Genomic DNA, 18714 nt, shown 5'->3' with positions numbered 1-18714 from the left:
TGTTACATTTTTTATTAGTATAATAAATTATAACAATTTCATACAAAAACAAACTATTTCTTTTTTGTAATATATGGTATACTTTTATAAAACAAAATTTTATTTGATATAAGGAGATATTGATATGAACCAATTTGAATTACTAGTAAATTGCGTAGAAAATTATAGTCATGTTAAAAATGTTTCAAGTGATAAGGTAGCACATTCTTTTTATGAAAAGGGTATTTTTCAACTTTTATTAGAAGGATATGAAATATATTGTGACATGAATGAAGATTTTTTTATAGGTATGATAGATGGATACGTAGAAAATACAACAGATGCAGAAAAAAATGATTATAATAAACATAAAGAAAGACAATCTGTGTTACCTAAAGTATTAAAAGAAATTGCAAAACAATATCACATGACAAAAATAGAAGCTATCAAAGCATTTTATGCTTCTAAAACAGGACAAAATTTTGCACAAGATGAAACAGAATACTACAATAAAACAGCAGAGGAATTAATAGATTGTTATAAAAAGGATATAGAATGATTGAAAAAAATTTAAAAATAGGTTATACAACAGGAAGCTGTGCAGCAGCAGCAGCAAAAGGAGCTGTTACATTACTTCTTTTAAACCAAAAACTTTCACAAGTATCATTACAAACACCAAAGGGAATAATATTACAGTTACAACTACAATGCTGCTATTGGAAAGAACAAAAAACGATTTGTGCTGTCAAAAAATATAGTGGAGATGACCCTGATGTAACAAATGGTATGTTATTATATGCTATGGCAGAAAAAATAGAAGAATATGGTATTGTAATAGATGGAGGAAAGGGTATAGGACGTGTTACTAAAAGAGGATTGCAAAGAGAGATAGGAGAAGCAGCAATCAATAATGTACCTATACATATGATAAAACAATGTGTGCAAGAAGTATGTACATTGGCAGATTATAATAAAGGAATTGCTATTACTATATTCGCACCTGAGGGCGTAGAAATTGCCAAAAAAACATATAATGAAAAATTAGGCATTGTAGGGGGCATATCTATATTAGGAACAAGTGGTATTGTAGAGCCTATGAGTGAACAAGCATTGTTAAATAGCATTAAAGTAGAATTAAATATGAAAGCTATAAATAGTAATGGAACAATTATACTAACATTTGGAAATTATGGAAGTGATTTTTTAAAAAAACATTTTGATATAGATATAGATAATGCTGTAAAAATAAGTAATTTTATAGGAGAATGTATAGATTTTGTTAATACATTACCCATACAGTCACTATTATTAGTAGGGCATATTGGAAAAATGATAAAAATTGCAGGAGGAGTAATGCAAACACATTCTAAATATGCAGATTGCAGAAGGGAAATTATAGGTGTTCATGCTGCTATGGCAGGAGCAGAAAGTGAAATAATTAAAAATATTATGGAAACTGTCACAACAGAGCAAGCACTATTTTTACTACGAGAATATAATGAAGTGATTTTTCAAAAAACAATGCACACAATATTACAAAAAATAATAGAACATATACAGTATAGATTACAGAAAGAAATAGAAATAAATATAATTTTGTTTTCTGAAAAAATGGGTATTTTGGCACAGTCACAAGGTGTAGAAGCATTTTTAAAAAAATATCTATAGAAAAATAATAGAAACATACATAAATACAAAATAGATAGAGTTTTACTCAAAACTATTGAAATAGAATAAAGGAGTGAATTTTTATGAAATTAGAAGAAGACATTCCTGTAACATCTTATAGCGTTATGTTATATGATAAAAACATATATAAAATATATATTATATTAAAAGGAAACAAATATAGTAAAATGGAAATAAAAGCATTTTCTAAAGTGTGTAATATAAACTATATTGAAGCAAGTAAAAAATTAAAAAATAAAAAAAATTTAATAGGAGAAGGAAATGCATATTGGGTAAAAGATATTTTAAAACAATTATCACAGTATGATATTAATTATGAAATTATTCCACCATACTGTTATTGAATTTTATATTAAAAAATGTCAGCAAAGGAGTAATAAATAATGGTACATTTTGTAGGAGCAGGCAGTGGAGCAGCAGACTTAATTACCATAAGAGGACAAAAATTTCTTCAAAAAGCAGATATTGTAATATATGCAGGCTCTTTAGTAAATGAAGAACTGCTTTCAGAAACAAAAAAAGATTGCAAAATATATAACAGTGCTAAAATGACATTAGAGCAAATTTCACAGATATTTATAGAAAATAAACAAAAGGAAATTGTACGCCTTCATACAGGAGATACTTGTTTATATGGAGCAATAAGAGAGCAAATGGATATTCTTTCAAAAGAGGGCATAGCATATGACATTTGTCCAGGAGTAAGCTCTTTTTGTGGAGCAGCAGCAGCATTACAGATGGAATATACATTACCAGATGTATCTCAAACAGTAATTATTACAAGAATGGAAGGAAAAACGCCTGTTCCAGAAAAAGAAGATATTTCAAAATTAGCACAGCACCAAGCTACTATGGTAATTTTTTTGAGTACAGGGCTTTTAGAAGGTTTAGAGCAAAAATTGCAACAAGGGGGTTGTAGTGCTGATATGCCGGCCGCTATTGTACAAAAAGCAACTTGGAAAGATGAAAAAATTGTATATTGCACAGTTTCCACATTAGCACAGTCTGCAAAGCAAAACAATATTACAAAAACAGCATTAATTATAGTAGGAAATGTATTAGGAAAATATTATAAAAGGTCTTTGCTTTATCACCCCCAATTTTCTACAGAATTTAGAAAGGCAGAAGAATTATGAAAGTATATGTCATTTCATTTACAAAAAAAGGAACACTATTAGCACAAAAAATTTGTCAAAAATTAGAGAGAGCAATGTGTTTTTCTATGAAAGTAGTACAAGATGATATTGAAATGGTGACTTCTCTCGAAAAATGGACACAAAAAGCATTTGAAGAAGCAGATGGCATTGTATTTGTAGGGGCTTGTGGCATTGCAGTAAGAGCAATTGCACAATATTTAAAAAATAAGTATCAGGACCCTGCTGTAGTTGTAATAGATGAGAAAGGACAATTTGCGATTTCTCTTTTATCTGGACATATAGGACATGGTAATGCACTAGCGAAAAAGGTAGCAGAAATAACAAATGGAACACCAGTTATTACAACAGCAACAGATGTAAATGGTATTTTTGCAGTAGACACATGGGTAAAAGAAAATGGATTTTTATATCTAAACAAACAAAAAGCACAAAAAGCTATGAAAGAAATTTCTGCAACATTATTAGAAGAAAAAGCAGTAGGATTTGACAGTATGTTCTATTATAGTAAACTACCAAAAGGATTAGTAGCAACAAAAGACTGTGAAGTAGGTATATCTGTTTCAATATACAAACAAAATAAGATATTTCAGCAAACACTTGCACTGATTGCACCTATAGTACATATAGGAATAGGCTGTAAAAAAAATACATCTTTTGAAGAAATAGAACAATGTGTTTTTTCTGTATTGGAAGAAGAAAATATTGCTATAGAAGCTATAGAAGCAGTTGCCACGATTGATTTAAAACAAAATGAAAAGGGATTACTTACATTTTGCCAAAGTTATCAAAAGCAGTTAAATATTTTTTCAACAGAAGAATTGTCTGCTGTAAAAGGAGATTTTACAGCTTCTGATTTTGTACTAGAAAAAACAGGAGTAGACAATGTTTGTGAAAGAGCAGCTTTATGTTCTGCTCAAAATGGGAAAATCATTGTTTCTAAAAGGGCGAAAAATGGTGTAACAGTGGCATTAGCTATGAAAACAATATTGCTTTCCTTTTCATAAACAATATAAGGAGGAAAACATTTTGAATACATTATATATTGTAGGGATTGGAGCAGCAGGAGGACAAACACTCACAACAGAAGCAGTTCACATTCTTTCAGAATGTGATTTAATTGTAGGCTATAGTGTATATATAGATTTAATAAAACAACAATTTCCTCAAAAACAATATTATACAAGTAGTATGACACAAGAAAAACAAAGAGTTATTTATGCAATACAACAATGCCAAAAAGGCATACAAACGGCTATTATATCTAGTGGTGATAGTGGAGTATATGGTATGGCATCACTTGCGTATGAATTAGCAGAAAATACAGATATAGAAATACAAGTTGTTGCAGGTGTAACAGCTTGTTTGAGCGGAAGTGCTGTATTAGGTGCAGTACTTTCTCATGATTTTGTAGTAATTAGTTTAAGTGATTTAATGACATCATGGGAATTGATACAAAAAAGAATTTCACTTGCAGCTCAAGGAGATTTTGTGATTTGTTTTTATAATCCTTCTAGCAAAAAAAGAAAAGACTATTTAAAAAAAGCTTGTGATATAATATTGCAGTACCAAAAGCCAGAAACGATTTGCGGCATTGTAAAAAATATTGCGAGAGAAGGACAACAAAGTTATATTATGACATTAAAACAGTTAAGAGAAACACAGACAGATATGTTTACAACTGTTTTTATAGGAAACAGCCAAACAAAAATAATCAAAGGAAAAATGATAACACCAAGAGGGTATACTTATGGGAATTAACATATTGCTTTTTGGAGGTACAACAGAAGGAAGAAAACTGATGGAATATTTGTGTGATACAAACACAAATATAGATATTTGTGTTGCTACAGAATATGGACAAAAGTTATTACAAAAAAAAGACAATATTAATATATTGGAAGGCAGAAAAAATTTACAGCAAATGATACAGCTTATGAAACAAAAGAATTATCAATGTGTAATAGATGCTACACACCCTTATGCTTTAGAGGTAACAAAAAATATACAACAAGCCTGTCAAAGTGAAAATATAACATATTATAGGTTATTAAGAGAAAGCTGCCATACAGAGTATGGTATTTGGGTAGAAAGTATAGAAAAAGCTGTCGATTTTTTGCAGAATACACAAGGGAATATATTTGTAACAACGGGAAGCAAAGAATTACAAAAATATAAAGAATTACATAATTTTTCTGAAAGAATATATGTGAGAGTACTGCCTTCTGCTGAAGTAATAACACAGTGTCAAAATGATGGCTTAAGTGCCAAACATATTATTTGTATGCAAGGAGCCTTTTCAAAAGAAATGAATGTTGCACAAATGAAACATATCAATGCAAAATATATTGTTACAAAAGAGTCTGGAAATGTAGGAGGATTTCAACAAAAAATTGATGCAGCAAAAGAGGTTGGTGCAGTTGTTGTAATTATAGGAAGAAGAGAAAAACAAAAAGGGTATTTATACTATGATTTAATAGAACAACTAAAAAAGGAATATCATATTTCTGTAAAAAGACAAGTGACGTTATTGGGAATAGGTGCAGGAAGAAATACATTGACACAACAAGCACAACAAGTTTTGAAAAAAGCAGATTGCATTATTGGTGCAAAACGTATGATAGAAACGATAGGAGATACAGAAAAAAATACTTTTATTTGTTATAAAAGTGATGAAATTGCATATTTTATAAAACAAAATACAAATTACAACAATATTGTAGTAGTTTTTTCTGGAGATATTGGTTATTATAGTGGTGCAAAAAAATTATATGATTTGCTTGAAAATGTGACAATCAAAACAATAAGTGGTGTACCTTCCATCTGTTATTTTATGGCAAAATTGCATACTGATTGGGAAGATGCCAAACTAATTAGTACACATGGTCAATATCAAAATATAATAGGATATGTATTACAATATCACAAAACAATTGTACTTTTGGGTAGTGCACATGATGCAGCAAATATTTGCAAAGAAATTTGTAATAGAGCATTAACAAATGTGAAAGTAGTAATTGGTGAGAATTTAAGTTATGAAACAGAAAAAATAACAGAAGGTACAGCAGAACAATTTCAAAATATAGAAACATCATTATTAGCAATATTATATATTGAAAATAATAATACATTACAGAAGATACAAAATATAGGTATAAAAGATGAATGTTTCATAAGAGATGCTGTGCCTATGACAAAAAGAGAAGTACGTACCATTGCAATAAGTTATATGGATTTAAAACAGAATGATATTGTGTGGGACATAGGGGCAGGAACAGGCTCTGTTTCTATAGAAATAGCATTACAATGTCCTTTTGGCATGGTATATGCCATAGAAAAAAAACAACAGGCAATTACATTGCTTGAAAAAAATAAAAAAAAGTGGAATGTTTATAATATGAATATTATTTCTGGACAAGCTCCTGATGTACTTCAAACATTGCCTGCACCAAATAAAATATTTATAGGAGGAAGCAGTGGCACAGCAATGCAAAGTATCAAAATAGCATTACAAAAAAATCCTTCTGTAGAGATTGTAGCAACAGCTATAACATTAGAAACAATACGAGATTTAGAACAATGTTTTTCAGAGTTAGGTATAGAGTATCAATGTACACAAATGAGTGTATCAAAAAGTGAAACAGTAAAAAATTATCACATTATGAAAGCACAAAATACTGTTTTTATATTCTGCGGAAGGAGAACACCAATATGAAAATTCCGAGAATACTTTTCGCTGCACCTGCAAGCGGTACAGGCAAAACAACAATTACTTGCGGCTTTTTAGCAGCACTGAAAAAAAGACAAAAAGATATTATTAGTTTTAAATGTGGCCCTGACTATATAGACCCACTTTTTCATAGTCATATATTAAAAGTGCCTTGCTATAATATAGATACTTTTTTAACATCAGAAAAATGTGCAGTTCAGTTATTTTGTCAAAATGCTTTTGAAAAACAAATCGCTGTTCTGGAAGGTGTTATGGGATATTATGACGGTTTGGCAGGTATTAGTACAAAAGCAAGTACCTATAATATTGCAAAATTAACAAAAACACCTGTGATATTGGTAGTACAGCCAAAGGGTATGAGTTTATCTGTTGTAGCATTGTTAAAAGGTTTTTTGGAATATCAAAAAGATAGCAATATAAAAGGTATATTGTTAAATGGTATTTCAGAAGTGCTTTATAAAAAATATAAAGAAATTATTGAAAAAGAACTACCTATAAAAGTATATGGTTATTTACCTCAAAAACAAGAATTTTCATTACATAGCAGACATTTGGGTTTAGTAATACCTTCAGAAATAGAGTATTTTCAACAAAAAATGAATGATTTAGCAGAACAGATGGAAAAAACAGTAAATTTAGATGCGATAGTATCATTGGCAGAAAGTGCAGAAGAACTCTATTTTTATACTCAAAATAATATTATAGAATATAAAAAATGTCACATTGCAATAGCAAAAGATAATGCTTTTTGTTTTTATTATCAAGATAATATACAATATCTTAAACAAAAAGGCTGTCATATTACATTTTTCAGTCCTTTAGAAGATAAAACACTTCCTCAAAACATAGATGGTTTAATGCTAGGAGGAGGCTATCCTGAATTGTATGCTCAAACACTTTCACAAAATACTTCTATGATAAAAAGTATACAATGTGAAATTAAAAAAGGACTACCTGTATTTGCAGAATGTGGTGGTTTTTTGTATCTACATGAAACATTACAAAATGCACAATGTGAAAAATATGCTATGTTAGGAATAATAAAAGCTGAAGCATATAAAAGTGAAAAATTAAAGCAATTTGGTTATATTACATTACGTGCTAATAGGGATACCTTTTTATGTAAAAAAGGAGAATGTATTAATGCTCATGAATTTCACTATTGGCAAAGCACACAACAACAAAATACTTTTACAGCAAAAAAACCTCTTTCAGAAATAAGCTGGGATTGTATCTATAGTGATGACAATATTTTTGCAGGTTTTGCTCACATTCATTTTTATGCAAATACAAATTTTGCAGATAATTGGATAAAAAAATGTATACAAAGGAGTGAAAATAAAAAGGTATGAAAAAAAATGTCATTATAATGTTGTTAGGATTTTTTTTGGATATGCTTTTTGGTGACCCACATGGAAATTTTCACCCTATTTGTGGTATAGGAAATATCATTTCTAAAACAGAGTATATATTGCGAAATTATTTTGACAAAACGAAAAAAGAAGAAGAAAAGGCAGGAATGTTTTTAGTTATTATTGTATTAACAATAACATTAACTATTACTGCATTATTATTATTTTTAATAAGGATTTTGTCAAAAGGAGCAGTTTTTTTAATAGAAATAATACTTTGCTGGTATATGATTGCCATGAAATCTCTCAAAAAGGAAAGTATGGCAGTATATAAAGAATTAAAAAAAGGAGATTTAAAAAATGCTAGAAAAGCTGTTTCTCGCATTGTAGGTAGAGATACCCAAAATTTGACACAACAAGGTGTTATTAAGGCAACAATAGAAACAGTAGCAGAAAATACTTCTGATGGTGTAGTAGCTCCATTATTTTATATGACATTTTTTGGAGCATTAGGAGGAGTATTTTATAAAACGATAAATACAATGGACTCCATGATTGGCTATAAAAATGAAAAGTATATTTATTTTGGAAAATGTGCAGCAATACTAGATGATATTGTAAATTATATTCCTGCAAGACTTTCAGCAATATTTATGTGCTGTGCAGCAGCTTTATTAGGATATGATAGTAAAAATAGTTTTAAAATATGGATAAGAGATAAAAGAAAACACGCAAGTCCTAATTCTGCACAAACAGAAGCTGCTTGTGCAGGAGCATTAGCAATACAATTAGCTGGAGATGCTTGGTATTTTGGTAAAAAATATACAAAACCTTTTATAGGAGATAAAAAAAGGAATGTTGAAATAGAAGATATAAAAAGAGCAAATAAATTGCTTTATGTTACGAGTGCTATAGCAATAGCAGTATTTTCTATATTTGCAGTATTGGCAGAAAATAAATGGAAAAAGGGGAGAAAAATTTGATGTATCAACATGGAGGAGATATTTATAGCAACAATGTAAAATTAGATTTTTCAGCAAATATTAATCCTTTTGGTATGCCTTATACTGTAAAAAAGGCAGCAGAATATGCTATTGAAAACTGTGTAAATTATCCAGACCCTTATTGTAGAGAACTAACAAAAGGCATTTCCATAAAAGAAAATATAAAACCAGAATATATATTGTGTGGTAATGGTGCAGCAGATTTAATATTTCGTTTTGTATTAGCAAAATCTCCTAAAAAAGCATTATTACTTGCACCTAGTTTTTCAGAATATGAAGCAGCATTAAATACTATAAATTGTACTATTATTTATCATACATTACGAGAAGAATATGGCTATTGTTTAACAGAGCAGTTTTTAAATGAAATTACAGAGGAAATAGATGTTATAATACTTTGTAATCCTAATAATCCCACAGGAGTATTGATTGAAAATAATCTATTATATAAAATAGTATATCAATGTCATAAAACAGATACATTTTTATTTTTAGATGAATGTTTTTTAGATTTTATACCAAACGGAGAAAAAATTAGTTTAAAAGAACAAATCAATTACAACAAAAATAGTATGATATTAAAAGCATTTACAAAAATGTATGGTATGGCAGGGCTGCGTTTAGGGTATTGTATTTGTAGTGATACAACATTAATACAAAAAATGCGTTCTGTCAGTCAGAGTTGGGCAGTTTCTATACCCGCACAAGCAGCAGGCATAGCGGCATTAAATGAAACAGAATTTGTAAAAAAAACAATACAACTAATACAACAAGAAAAACAATATTTGCTTTCAGAATTAAAAAATATAGGCATTTATTGTTATACTCCTTCTGCAAATTATATTTTTTTCAAGGCAGAAAGAGGGTACTATGAAATGTTATTAAAAAAGGGAATACTCATTAGAAGTTGTCACAATTATAAAGGTTTGTGTCATGGTTATTATAGAATTGCAATAAAAACACATGAACAAAATAAAATACTGATAGAAGCATTGAAAGAGGTAAAAAAATGTCAAAAGTAATTATGATACAAGGAACAATGTCCAATGTAGGAAAAAGTTTGATTGTAGCAGGGCTTTGTCGCATATTAAAACAAGATGGATATTCTGTAGCACCTTTTAAATCGCAAAATATGGCTTTAAATTCTTTTATTACAAAAGAAGGCTTGGAAATGGGAAGAGCACAAGTAATGCAATGTGAAGCAGCAGGAATAGAACCTTCTGTATTAATGAACCCTATATTGTTAAAGCCAACAAATGAAATAGGTTCTCAAGTAATATTAAACGGAAAAGTAATAGGCAATTATAGTGCAAAAGAATATTTTGAAAAAAAGAAAAATTTTTTACCAGAAATTAAAAAGGCATATCAAACGTTACAGAAACAGTATGATGTCATTGTAATAGAAGGAGCAGGCAGTCCAGCAGAAATCAATTTAAAAGAAAATGATATTGTAAATATGGGTATTGCAGAACTTTTTAATGCACCAGTGTTATTAGTAGGAGATATTGATAGAGGTGGTGTTTTTGCTCAGCTTATTGGAACGATTATGCTTTTAGAACAAAAAGAACAATATAGAATAAAAGGATTTATTATTAATAAATTTAGAGGAGATGTTACGCTTTTGCAATCTGGTATTGATTTTTTGGAGCAAAAGTGTTGTAAAAAGGTATTAGGCGTTGTACCTTATATGACAGTAGATATTGAGGAAGAAGATAGCTTAACAGAACGTTTTGAACAGAAAAAACAAAAAGCGATTATAAATATTGCGGTAATCCATTTACCTCATATATCAAATTTTACAGATTTTAATAGATTAGAAGCAATACAAGGTGTTTGTGTTTATTATGTTAAAAAAGCAGAACAACTAGAAAATGCAGATATGATAGTATTGCCAGGAACAAAAAATACTATAGAAGATTTACTTTATATTAGACAGCAAGGTTTAGAAAGTGCTATTAAAAAATTAGCAGCAAAAGGTGTTATAGTGTTTGGTATTTGTGGTGGTTATCAAATGATGGGAGAAATCATTATTGATAAATATGGTGTAGAAAAAAAAGGAAATATAAAAGCAATGGGACTACTTCCTGTAAGTACTGTATTTCAAAACAAAAAAACAATGACAAGAGTAGAAGGAAAGTTTTTAAATATTTCTGGTGATTTAAAAGTACTTTCTGGAAAGTATTTTTGTGGCTATGAAATTCATATGGGACAAACACAAATAAAAGATGAAAATTATATTTGTGAAATTATACAAAATAATAATACTATTCAAAAAGATGGTGCAGTAAATCAAAATTGTTATGGAACTTATGTACATGGCATTTTTGATGAAGAAGAAACTGCAAAGGCACTGTTAAAAGCATTGTGTGATAAAAAGGGAATAGAAAGTAAGGAATTGCTGCAGAATACTGTAAATTGGAAACAGTACAAACAAAAACAGTATGATATATTGGCAGAAACAATTAGAAATAGCTTAGATATGGAAGTACTTTATAATATATTAAATGGAGGTGAATAAATGAATATAGAACATATCAATCCTCAGGACATTGAGAAAAGAAGTTTCGAAATAATTACAGAAATCATAGAAAAAGAATATTCAGATAAAATTATACAGAAAGAGCAACAAGCAATTATAAAAAGAGTAATACATACTACTGCAGATTTTGAATATTTGAGTACATTATGTTTTTGCAATGATGCAATACAAAAAGGAAAACAAGCACTTCAAAAAGGAGCTTGCATTGTAACAGATACTAATATGGTAAAATCTGGTATAAATAAAAAATTTGTAGAACATTTGGGTGGTGAAGTATGTTGTTTTATGTCAGATAAAGATGTTGCAGAAACTGCAAAAAAACAAAATATTACAAGAGCTGTTGCTAGCATGGAAAAAGCAACACAATTACAAAAACCACTTATATTTGCAATAGGAAATGCTCCTACTGCACTGATTAAAATATATGAATTAGTGAAACAAAATAAAATAAAACCAGAACTAATTATTGCAGTACCTGTAGGATTTGTAAATGTAATACAAGCAAAAGAGTTAATATTATCTTTATCAGTACCTTCTATTGTAGCAAAGGGACGAAAAGGAGGCAGTAATGTAGCAGCAGCAATATGTAATGCTTTGTTATATGAGTTAATAACAAGAGAAAAATAAAAAGGGGGCTTATATCATATGAAAGAAGAAAAAGAATTAGTAATACATTTAGGTATATTAACATTTTTGGCAGCACTTTTAGGTGTTTCTATTTATCGTATCAAAAAAGGATTAGATACAAAACAAGTATTTTCTGTTTTTTGGGCATATAGTGGAATAGACTATATTGTAAAATATAGAAAATCTAAAAAGAAATATGATATTGTTATGGCGATTTTAAATTTTGCAAATGCAATACTTTTGACATTGCTTCAGTATAAAGAGAATAAACAAAAGTAATTTTTTGTATAATATAAGGAGCAATAGCATATGAAACAATTTAATACAGCAGAGTTTTTAAATTTATCAGAACAGTACTGTATTCAAATACAATATAAATTGTCCTCTAAAGTAATACAAAGTAATTCTATTTCATTAGAAAATATAAAAACAGTAGCAGGAGTAGATATTGCATATTGGAAAGAAAATAATAAAGAAATGGCAGTATGTTGTGTTATAGTAATAGATTTTAATACAAAACAAGTAGTAGAAAAACAACATTTTATAGGAGAAGTAAAATTTCCATATATTTCAGGTTGTTTAGCATTTAGAGAATTACCTCTTATTATGCAAACAGTAATAAAATTAAAATCGAAACCAGATATATTTTTGTTTGATGGAAATGGAATATTACACTCAAGAGGTGTAGGTTTGGCAACACACGCATCGTTTTATTTAGAAAAGCCTACAATAGGAATTGCAAAGAAATATTTTAGTGTAGAGGGAGCTAAATTTGTTATGCCAGAAAATGATATTGGAAAATATTCCAATATTACAAAAGACAACAATATAATAGGTAGAGCTGTTATAACACGTAAAAATGTAAAACCTATATTTGTATCTGTAGGAAACTACATAGATATAGATACTGCAACAAAATTAGTAATACTACTAACAGATAAACAAAGTCATATTCCTATTCCTACAAGATATGCAGATTTAGAAACGCATATCAAGCGAAAAGAATTTAGACAATAAAACAAACCCAAGTATTTACTTGGGCTTGTTTCCACTGATAATTATTCTACTATAGAAGCTGCACCAATAATACCAGCATCATTTCCTAATGTAGCACGAATAATAGGAGGAATAAAAGCTCTCTCTCCAGCAAAGCAATATTTTCTAATATATTCATTTAAAGGGTCTGTTAAATAGCTACCTTGATTACAAACACCACCACTTAATAATACAACATCTGGACGGAATATATTTACCATATTAACAATGCCTTCTCCTAAATATTTAATATAATTTTCTACTACTTCTTTGCCAGCAGCATCTCCTTTTTTAGCAGCATCAAAAGGAGTAATACCATTGATTTCTTCTAAATTTCCATTACAAAGAGTATTTAAAAGAGAATTAGTATATTTTTGTGCGGCACGTTTAGTATCACGAATAAGTGCTGTGGCAGAAGAATATGCCTCAAAACAGCCATGTCTACCACAAGTACAATATTCACCACCAGAAATAATCGTAATATGACCTAATTCTGTGCCTCCAGCATGACCGCCTTCAAATATTTTTCTATTCATAACGATACCGCCACCAACACCAGTGCCTAATGTAATCATAACAGCATTTTCATATTCCATAGCAGCACCACCAACAACTTCCCCTAATGCAGCACAGTTAGCATCATTTGATAAACCCATAGGTAAATCAATATATTTTTTTAATTCTTCTAATATGGGAATATGTTCCCAATTCAAATTTCCTGCAAATACGACAACACCATTTTTAGAGTCAATACAACCAGGACTACCAATACCTAATGCACTACATTCTGAAATAGAAATACCTGTTTTTTCTAATACAAAAAATACTGCATCTGCCATATCTTTTACAATTTCTTTGTAATTACGTTCTGCTAATGTTTTAACAGAATGATTTGCAATAATTTTATGGCTTTGGTCTACAATGCCTACTTTTATGTTTGTACCACCTAAGTCAATACCAATACGATATTTTTTTTCATTTGCCATAGTTTTTACTCCTTCCCTGTTAATACAATATAATATAGTAATAATGTAAAATTGTATCTCCCCTTGTTTTTTATTATAAAATAGATTAAAAAAAAAATCAATATAAACACAGTTTAGGCTTTGTATTGGCTTTTTTAAAAATATGTTGTAAAATAAATGTAGATAATGACGATGAAAATAAAAGAATATATTTTCATCATGGAGGTGTTTTTATATGGAAGTAATAAATTGGAAAGAACTGCTTTATCCTTATCAGCAAACAGTAGAAGAATTGCTTGTAAAATTTCATAGTATACAAAAAGAATGTAAAAATTTGGGTGTCTATTGTCCTATAGAAAATGTTTCAGGGAGAGTTAAAAAAGCAGCAAGTATTATGGATAAAATTGCAAGAAAACAGGTTTCTTATGAGAAAATGGAACAAGAAATTGAAGATATTGCAGGTATTAGAATATTATGTCAATTTGTAGAGGATATTTATAAAGTAATTGATATGATAAAAATGAGAAATGGGCGAGATATGGAAATTGTAGAAGAAAAAGACTATGTAAAAAATAAAAAGCCTAGTGGGTATCAAAGTTATCATATTATTATAAAATATCCTTTAAATACTGCTTTTGGTTATAGAGAAGTAATGGCAGAAATACAAATTAGAACGCTTGCTATGAATTTTTGGGCAACAGCAGAGCATTCTTTAAGGTATAAATATAGTGGAAATATACCGGAATCTATACAAGACAGATTAACAAACTGTGCAGATGCAGCATTTCATTTAGATACAGAAATGTCTACTATAAGAGGAGAAATTATTAATGCACAACAATTAAATGAAATTAAACAAAATTTAGTAAATAATATATTAGAGAATATACAAAATTTGTATTTTGTGGCAAAATTAAATGATATGAATAAAATCAACAAAGAATTTATAGATTTATGGGAGGCAGATGATGTAGATAAATTAAGAGAATTTAATGAAAAATTAAATATTATGGCAGAATTATATCGCATTTAAAAAAAGCAGAAAGGAATTTTTATGAAAAGGGTAAGTGTATTATTAATAACAGCTTGTATTATTATACCATTTGGTATAATAGGGTGTAGTTCACAACAACAATCAAATGTAATAGAAAATGAAGTGCAAAATAATAATCCATTAGATACTTTAAATATGTCTTATTTTGCCCAAACAGAAAATAAGGCTGTTTCAACAGAAAATTTGAATTATACTATTCAAAAAGGATATTATTTAGTAGGAGCAGATGGAAACAATACAACAGAAGTATATTATCCTCAAATTGATAGTGTTAGTATTTTACCAGAAGACACAAAACAAGAGATTTTATTAGAACAAGTAAATAATGATATTGCAAAAACAGTACTTTTAAGAGAAGGTTCTACAAATTTTTTTGCAGAACAAAATACAGTTTCTACTGCAACAGAGGGAGAAAGTAAAAGAGAACCTAAAATTATTACTACGTATTATAGAGTACAAACAGCAAATGAAAAAATAATAAGTGTATTATATGAAGAAAGTATTTCAGCAGTGGGTAGTGCTTTGAATTGTGGAGCAGTAGGAACAACACTCAGTTTAGCAGAAAATAGATTACTTCAGTTAAATGAAATGATTACAGATTTTGATGCTCTGTTAACATTGCTAGAAACAGACCAATTTACACCAATACCATATTATGAAAAAGAAACACCATATTTTAGTAAAGTATTAGAGAATACAAATTATATGAGAGATGAAATACTAGAAATATTAAAAAACAATAATAGAAGAACTTTTTTTACAGAAGGTGATGAAGGAGCAGAAATACTGTGGGAAAAGCGTGTGTTTGATTGGTATTTATGGGATAATAAATTAGTGATGATATATATTGATGATAAAAGTTACTATCAATACAGTATAGAATTAGAAAAAATAAGGGATATTATAGATAATACATTCTATCAAAACTATATTGTATAGATACAATAAAGAGAGGGGGAGCAATATGGCATTATTTGCCATAGGGGATTTACATTTAGGTCTTGGAGTAAATAAAACAATGGATAGATTTGGCAAGGAATGGAAAAATCATATTCAAAAAATAGAAAAAAATTGGAGAGAATGTATACAGCAAAAAGATACAATATTGCTTTTAGGTGATATTTCTTGGGGAATGACAATAGAGCAGACAAAACCAGATTTTGATTTTATAGAAACATTGCCAGGAAAGAAAATTTGTATTTGTGGAAATCATGATTATTGGTGGAGTAATATTTCTAAAATACAAAAAATGTATCATAACATTATATTTTTACGAAATAATAGTATAAAATATGATAATGTTTTTATTTGTGGTACAAGAGGCTGGATTTGTCCTAATGATACCTTTTTTACACCACAATATGAAAAAATATACCATAGAGAAGTAATAAGATTGAAATTGTCTTTAGACGATGCTATGAAAAAAGGAGCAGAACAAATTATTGTACTGCTCCATTTTCCGCCTACCAATGATAAAAAAGAACATTCTGATTTTTTAGAAATTATAAAAAAATATCCTGTAACGCATTTATATTATGCTCATTTACATGGAGAACAGTATTGGCAAAATAGTTTATTAAAAAAGCAGGATATGATATATTATGATTTAGTATCTTGTGATAGTATTCATTTTTGTCCTAAAAAAATACCACTATAATAAAAAATTCAAAAAATTAATTTAGAAAGTTTTATTTTTTTGAAGTTTTTTTACTCTTTCTGTCGTTTTACTTTATAAGGGTGCAAATAAAAATGTAGTTTTAATATTTGGCAGAAAGGGGGAATGCAGAAAGATGACAACAGAACAATGGCAAAAAAGCATAGAACAATATGAAAAGCTAATATTTACCATCTGTTATCAAATGGTGCATGACTATCATGAAGCACAGAATTTAACACAAGAAACATTTCTTTCTGCTTATACCCACAGAGAAAGTTGTCAAATAGAAACTGTAAAACCTTGGCTAGCTCGTATTGCAACAAATAAAGCAAAGGATTATTTAAAAAGTGCATATTTTCGTAAAGAACGTATAGAAATTAGTGAAGGAGAAAAAGACCCGTATCCTTTACCTGAAGTACTATATTTACAGAAGGAAAGTATGCAAAAAATTAAAAAGTACATTTTAAATTTGCAAGAACCCTATAAAATGGTCAGTCGTATGTATTTTTTAGAAGGAAAATCTATTTGTGAAATTGCAAAAATACTACAACGTCCTCAAAAAACAGTACAAACACAAATTTATCGCGGCAGGAAAATATTACAACAAAAAATGAAGAAAGGGGAGGAAAATGAATGACTATTTTTAATCAAAATGGACATATCACAGCAGAAGGTTTTTTTTTATTGGTAACTGAAAAAGCAAGTGAAATGCAAAGGCTGGAATTATCCGAACATCTTTCTTTTTGTGATAGATGCTTAGAACAATACTTAATAGAAATGGAAAAAATAACATTATTAGAAATAGAAGAAAATATTGCGAAACGTGTAATAAAACGAGTGAAACATAAAACAGCTTTTTTAGCTCAAAAAAGATTTGGTACAGCAGTTGCTGCAGCTTGTATTTCAATGATATTATGGACATCAGGAGCGTTTTCTTGGACAACAATGGCACAGCAGTATGATACAGTAGAACGTTTTGAGGAAGAATTAGAAAAATTTAGCTGGCAAAATCAAAATGTACTACACGATGTATCTCAAAAATATCAACAAATTTTAGATAAATTAGATTGGAGGGAGAAGATACCTTATGGAGAAAAATAAATTGCTTGTATTTTTATTTGCTATGGTACCTGGTATGAGTCATATGTATTTAGGTATGTTAAAAAAGGGTGTATTTTTAATGTCATTGTTTTTAGCTCCTATAGGTTTGATTTTTTTGACAAGGGGAGGATTTGAAATTATTAGCTGTATGTTGCCTATAGTATGGTGTTATAGTTTTTTTGATGTTTTTCGCTATAAGGGTGATACCAAAGAAGAAAGATACCAAACAGATACAGAATTTTATCAAAAATTAAAATCTTTTTGTCAAGAAGAAGCAGAGCCAATGTTTTTCAAAAGAAGAAAATTAATAGGACTATTTTGTATCTTTTTGGCTATATATACTTTTGTATACAATATTATAGGATATTTTACAAATTGGTTTGGTAGAATATTTTGGTTTTGTTATGTTGTATTAAGTAAAGTACCAACATTGCTTGTTGTTATTGTTTTACTAAAATTAGGCATTGATTTGTTAAGGTCAGAGGACGACAATTTTGTTGCTTATAAAAAAGACAATAAAAAACAAAAATATTATGAAACAGAATTAAAGAATACTATAAAAGAAGAAGCAAAGCCAGAAGAAAAACAAACTGCTTATGACGAAGAAATAAAAAATGATATAGAAGAAATAAAAGTACAACAACATGATTTACAAATACAGAAAGAAAAAATAAATTTAGAAAAAGGAGAGAAAATAGTAGAACCTATTTTTTTAGAAAAAAGAATAGAAGAGCAATAAAATGTAAAAGGCAGGTATATAACTGCCTTTTGTTCTATTAAATGGATTTTTTAAACAAAATTTAGAGGAAAAAGAGTCCTTTTTTTATT

General features: G+C 28.8%; 21 protein-coding genes. 20 read left to right on the top strand and 1 reads right to left on the bottom strand.

Features of this window, described 5'->3' with window-relative positions:
- The first annotated feature begins 124 nt into the window (after positions 1-124).
- From C820_RS11170 to C820_RS11105, 14 genes are all read left to right on the top strand, one after another.
- A complete protein-coding gene (locus C820_RS11170; protein ID WP_004033848.1) occupies positions 125-538 on the top strand; it encodes a DUF3791 domain-containing protein in 414 nt (137 codons plus the stop codon).
- Entirely contained in the window at positions 535-1647 is a 1113-nt protein-coding gene (gene cbiD / locus C820_RS11165; RefSeq protein WP_004033849.1) for a cobalt-precorrin-5B (C(1))-methyltransferase CbiD, read from the top strand. The genes C820_RS11170 and cbiD overlap by 4 nt, the downstream gene beginning before the upstream one ends.
- Before the next feature lie 83 nt (positions 1648-1730).
- On the top strand, positions 1731-2012 hold the full coding sequence (locus tag C820_RS11160) for a hypothetical protein (protein ID WP_004033850.1): 282 nt from the start codon (positions 1731-1733) through the stop codon (positions 2010-2012).
- 39 nt (positions 2013-2051) lie between these two features.
- The gene (gene cobM / locus C820_RS11155; protein WP_004033852.1) at positions 2052-2804 is read left to right on the top strand and encodes a precorrin-4 C(11)-methyltransferase; all 753 of its coding nucleotides are present in this window, start codon (positions 2052-2054) and stop codon (positions 2802-2804) included.
- Entirely contained in the window at positions 2801-3829 is a 1029-nt protein-coding gene (locus C820_RS11150) for a cobalt-precorrin 5A hydrolase (protein WP_004033853.1), read from the top strand. Before cobM ends, C820_RS11150 begins: the two co-directional genes overlap by 4 nt.
- A 22-nt stretch (positions 3830-3851) precedes the next feature.
- Complete coding sequence (cobJ, locus tag C820_RS11145; RefSeq protein ID WP_004033854.1) at positions 3852-4583, top strand: precorrin-3B C(17)-methyltransferase; 732 nt, start codon at positions 3852-3854, stop codon at positions 4581-4583.
- Positions 4573-6537 carry a precorrin-6A reductase gene (gene cobK, locus C820_RS11140; RefSeq protein ID WP_004033856.1) on the top strand — a complete coding sequence of 655 codons (1965 nt, stop codon included), beginning with the start codon at positions 4573-4575 and terminating at the stop codon, positions 6535-6537. Before cobJ ends, cobK begins: the two co-directional genes overlap by 11 nt.
- Positions 6534-7904: a cobyrinic acid a,c-diamide synthase CobB gene (locus C820_RS11135; RefSeq protein WP_004033859.1), complete on the top strand. Its 1371-nt coding sequence runs from the start codon at positions 6534-6536 to the stop codon at positions 7902-7904. Before cobK ends, C820_RS11135 begins: the two co-directional genes overlap by 4 nt.
- On the top strand, positions 7901-8887 hold the full coding sequence (cbiB, locus tag C820_RS11130) for an adenosylcobinamide-phosphate synthase CbiB (protein ID WP_004033861.1): 987 nt from the start codon (positions 7901-7903) through the stop codon (positions 8885-8887). Before C820_RS11135 ends, cbiB begins: the two co-directional genes overlap by 4 nt.
- Positions 8887-9930: a pyridoxal phosphate-dependent aminotransferase gene (locus tag C820_RS11125; protein ID WP_004033863.1), complete on the top strand. Its 1044-nt coding sequence runs from the start codon at positions 8887-8889 to the stop codon at positions 9928-9930. The genes cbiB and C820_RS11125 overlap by 1 nt, the downstream gene beginning before the upstream one ends.
- Complete coding sequence (locus tag C820_RS11120) at positions 9918-11426, top strand: cobyric acid synthase (RefSeq protein ID WP_004033865.1); 1509 nt, start codon at positions 9918-9920, stop codon at positions 11424-11426. The genes C820_RS11125 and C820_RS11120 overlap by 13 nt, the downstream gene beginning before the upstream one ends.
- Positions 11427-12074: a precorrin-8X methylmutase gene (locus C820_RS11115; RefSeq protein ID WP_004033867.1), complete on the top strand. Its 648-nt coding sequence runs from the start codon at positions 11427-11429 to the stop codon at positions 12072-12074.
- An 18-nt stretch (positions 12075-12092) separates the two neighbouring features.
- Positions 12093-12353, top strand: coding sequence for a DUF6442 family protein (locus tag C820_RS11110; RefSeq protein WP_004033869.1), 261 nt, complete (start codon positions 12093-12095; stop codon positions 12351-12353).
- Between the two features lie 30 nt (positions 12354-12383).
- Positions 12384-13091, top strand: coding sequence for an endonuclease V (locus C820_RS11105; RefSeq protein WP_004033871.1), 708 nt, complete (start codon positions 12384-12386; stop codon positions 13089-13091).
- A 41-nt stretch (positions 13092-13132) separates the two neighbouring features.
- On the opposite strand, the gene C820_RS11100 is transcribed toward C820_RS11105, so the two are convergent.
- Positions 13133-14095 (bottom strand): ROK family protein, encoded by a 963-nt coding sequence (locus C820_RS11100; protein ID WP_004033875.1) that lies wholly within the window; start codon positions 14093-14095, stop codon positions 13133-13135.
- Between the two features lie 214 nt (positions 14096-14309).
- On the opposite strand from C820_RS11100, the gene C820_RS11095 reads away from it, so the two are divergent.
- The 6 genes from C820_RS11095 to C820_RS11070 all read left to right on the top strand — a co-directional run bounded on the left by C820_RS11095 (position 14310) and on the right by C820_RS11070 (position 18625).
- A complete protein-coding gene (locus C820_RS11095) occupies positions 14310-15107 on the top strand; it encodes a GTP pyrophosphokinase (RefSeq protein WP_004033877.1) in 798 nt (265 codons plus the stop codon).
- 21 nt (positions 15108-15128) lie between these two features.
- A complete protein-coding gene (locus C820_RS11090) occupies positions 15129-16067 on the top strand; it encodes a hypothetical protein (RefSeq protein ID WP_004033879.1) in 939 nt (312 codons plus the stop codon).
- 25 nt (positions 16068-16092) lie between these two features.
- Complete coding sequence (locus C820_RS11085) at positions 16093-16785, top strand: metallophosphoesterase (protein ID WP_004033880.1); 693 nt, start codon at positions 16093-16095, stop codon at positions 16783-16785.
- A gap of 133 nt (positions 16786-16918) precedes the next feature.
- On the top strand, positions 16919-17422 hold the full coding sequence (locus C820_RS11080) for an RNA polymerase sigma factor (RefSeq protein ID WP_004033881.1): 504 nt from the start codon (positions 16919-16921) through the stop codon (positions 17420-17422).
- Positions 17419-17886, top strand: coding sequence for a hypothetical protein (locus C820_RS11075; protein ID WP_004033882.1), 468 nt, complete (start codon positions 17419-17421; stop codon positions 17884-17886). Before C820_RS11080 ends, C820_RS11075 begins: the two co-directional genes overlap by 4 nt.
- Positions 17873-18625 carry a hypothetical protein gene (locus C820_RS11070; RefSeq protein ID WP_004033883.1) on the top strand — a complete coding sequence of 251 codons (753 nt, stop codon included), beginning with the start codon at positions 17873-17875 and terminating at the stop codon, positions 18623-18625. Before C820_RS11075 ends, C820_RS11070 begins: the two co-directional genes overlap by 14 nt.
- Positions 18626-18714 lie beyond the last annotated feature (89 nt).

This window comes from Clostridium sp. MD294 (assembly GCF_000364165.2).
GTDB lineage: Bacteria > Bacillota > Clostridia > Lachnospirales > Anaerotignaceae > Coprocola.
Note: the sequence above shows the minus strand (reverse complement) of the source record. Positions and strands in the feature narration are given on the sequence as shown.

What these genes read in the sequence shown, in the direction of transcription:
- C820_RS11090 (WP_004033879.1), top strand. Translation starts at nt 15,129, where the DNA reads ATGAAAAGGGTAAGTGTATTATTAATAACAGCTTGTATTATTATACCA.
- C820_RS11160 (WP_004033850.1), top strand. Translation starts at nt 1,731, where the DNA reads ATGAAATTAGAAGAAGACATTCCTGTAACATCTTATAGCGTTATGTTA.
- C820_RS11120 (WP_004033865.1), top strand. Translation starts at nt 9,918, where the DNA reads ATGTCAAAAGTAATTATGATACAAGGAACAATGTCCAATGTAGGAAAA.
- C820_RS11110 (WP_004033869.1), top strand. Translation starts at nt 12,093, where the DNA reads ATGAAAGAAGAAAAAGAATTAGTAATACATTTAGGTATATTAACATTT.
- C820_RS11100 (WP_004033875.1), bottom strand. Translation starts at nt 14,095, where the DNA reads ATGGCAAATGAAAAAAAATATCGTATTGGTATTGACTTAGGTGGTACA.
- C820_RS11080 (WP_004033881.1), top strand. Translation starts at nt 16,919, where the DNA reads ATGACAACAGAACAATGGCAAAAAAGCATAGAACAATATGAAAAGCTA.
- C820_RS11070 (WP_004033883.1), top strand. Translation starts at nt 17,873, where the DNA reads ATGGAGAAAAATAAATTGCTTGTATTTTTATTTGCTATGGTACCTGGT.
- cobK (WP_004033856.1), top strand. Translation starts at nt 4,573, where the DNA reads ATGGGAATTAACATATTGCTTTTTGGAGGTACAACAGAAGGAAGAAAA.
- C820_RS11115 (WP_004033867.1), top strand. Translation starts at nt 11,427, where the DNA reads ATGAATATAGAACATATCAATCCTCAGGACATTGAGAAAAGAAGTTTC.
- C820_RS11125 (WP_004033863.1), top strand. Translation starts at nt 8,887, where the DNA reads ATGTATCAACATGGAGGAGATATTTATAGCAACAATGTAAAATTAGAT.
- C820_RS11085 (WP_004033880.1), top strand. Translation starts at nt 16,093, where the DNA reads ATGGCATTATTTGCCATAGGGGATTTACATTTAGGTCTTGGAGTAAAT.
- C820_RS11105 (WP_004033871.1), top strand. Translation starts at nt 12,384, where the DNA reads ATGAAACAATTTAATACAGCAGAGTTTTTAAATTTATCAGAACAGTAC.
- cobM (WP_004033852.1), top strand. Translation starts at nt 2,052, where the DNA reads ATGGTACATTTTGTAGGAGCAGGCAGTGGAGCAGCAGACTTAATTACC.
- C820_RS11075 (WP_004033882.1), top strand. Translation starts at nt 17,419, where the DNA reads ATGACTATTTTTAATCAAAATGGACATATCACAGCAGAAGGTTTTTTT.
- C820_RS11095 (WP_004033877.1), top strand. Translation starts at nt 14,310, where the DNA reads ATGGAAGTAATAAATTGGAAAGAACTGCTTTATCCTTATCAGCAAACA.
- C820_RS11150 (WP_004033853.1), top strand. Translation starts at nt 2,801, where the DNA reads ATGAAAGTATATGTCATTTCATTTACAAAAAAAGGAACACTATTAGCA.
- cbiD (WP_004033849.1), top strand. Translation starts at nt 535, where the DNA reads ATGATTGAAAAAAATTTAAAAATAGGTTATACAACAGGAAGCTGTGCA.
- C820_RS11135 (WP_004033859.1), top strand. Translation starts at nt 6,534, where the DNA reads ATGAAAATTCCGAGAATACTTTTCGCTGCACCTGCAAGCGGTACAGGC.
- C820_RS11170 (WP_004033848.1), top strand. Translation starts at nt 125, where the DNA reads ATGAACCAATTTGAATTACTAGTAAATTGCGTAGAAAATTATAGTCAT.
- cbiB (WP_004033861.1), top strand. Translation starts at nt 7,901, where the DNA reads ATGAAAAAAAATGTCATTATAATGTTGTTAGGATTTTTTTTGGATATG.